Origin of the sequence: Corallococcus sp. AB030, assembly GCF_003668965.1 — a bacterium.
In the GTDB taxonomy this organism is placed as follows: Bacteria; Myxococcota; Myxococcia; order Myxococcales; family Myxococcaceae; genus Corallococcus; species Corallococcus exiguus.
Window position 1 is genome coordinate 1 of the sequence record NZ_RAWQ01000457.1, and the last position, 1,188, is coordinate 1,188.

The window sequence follows — 1,188 nt, forward strand, 5'->3', positions numbered from 1 at the left end:
TCTAAGCCATCCGGGGTAAATCTTTGCCTACCCAACGAGTGCGGGCAGAGGAGATGAGACGTCGGAAGCCTCCTGGGCGGCCCAACTGCGCCAGGAGGTGGACGGCAGCAGCGTAGAAGTCCTCCCGCCGCTTCGTCAGCATGCGGCTGAAGTACGCCTCCTTGAGGTGGCCCCAGAGGCTCTCAATCGGGTTGAGTGTCTCCGACGTGTACTTCGGCAGCCAGAAGGGGCGCACCCACGCCTCCACCTCCTGGAGTACTTGGGTGGAGAGCTTGGAAGTGAAGGACCCGTCGTTGTCGAGCACGAGCACGATTCGCTTGCCGGTGGCCTGGGCGCGAGCTCTCAGTTTACGTACCAGTGCGACGAAGAGGCCGGAGTTGACGCTGCGCGGCTGGTGGCTGAAGAGAAAAGGGCCGTCCGGGAAGCGGTAGGCGCCGCAGACGGCGACCCGCTCGTTCTTGCCGGGCGTCTCCACCAGCAGGCGTTGCCCCCTCTTGCGCCACATCTGGCGCACGACGGGCAACAAGTCGAATCGCACCCCGTCGCCGTACCACAACTCGAAGTCCGCGCCCGGCTGGCAAGCGGCCCTCTCCAGAGCGCGCAGTCGGCGCCGGGCTCGTTCTTTTTTCCCCCTCGTCCACCAGGTTCTTGGTGGTGCGCTTGGAGCGTCTCCAGACGAAGCCGTGCATCCGCAGCAACTCGCCCACCCAATAGGCACTCAGTACGATGCCCGTTTCTTGGCGCAGGTACTCGGACAGCCGCGGAGCCGTCCACCGCGAGAAGGCGTACCCCACCTGCCGCGGGTCCTTCTGCACCGTCCGCACCAGCAAGCGCACATAGGCGGCGTCCGCTCGCGACGGTCGACCCGGTCGGCGGGCATCCTCCAGCCCAGCCAGGCCGCCCAGCCGCCATCGCCGTCGGCAGTCGCGCACCATCCGGGGACTGACGCCCAGCGCCCGCGCGATATGCGCCGCGCTATCCCCGGCGCAACTCAACAGGACGATAGTGGCCCGGAGCCCTGCGGCTACCGAGCCAGCACCTCGTGCCAGCCGCTGAAGTGCTCGGCGCTGTGGCACCGTCACTTTGAGGTGGTTGCCGCTTCGGCTCATCCACCGCTCCTCCTGCCCTCCTGCAGGGCAGCGGTGGATGCTACCTCCCTAGGCAAAGATTTACCCCGGATGGCTTAGC

1 protein-coding gene and 1 pseudogene are annotated in these 1,188 nt (G+C 66.6%); both read right to left on the bottom strand.

The features are described from left to right. Position 1 precedes the first annotated feature (1 nt). On the bottom strand, positions 2-718 hold the full coding sequence (locus D7Y15_RS46260) for a transposase (protein WP_121756223.1): 717 nt from the start codon (positions 716-718) through the stop codon (positions 2-4). Continuing rightward, positions 669-1,109, bottom strand: a pseudogene (locus D7Y15_RS46840) (helix-turn-helix domain-containing protein); the annotation flags it as partial. The gene D7Y15_RS46260 and the pseudogene D7Y15_RS46840, both read right to left, overlap by 50 nt. Between the last annotated feature and the right edge of the window lie 79 nt (positions 1,110-1,188).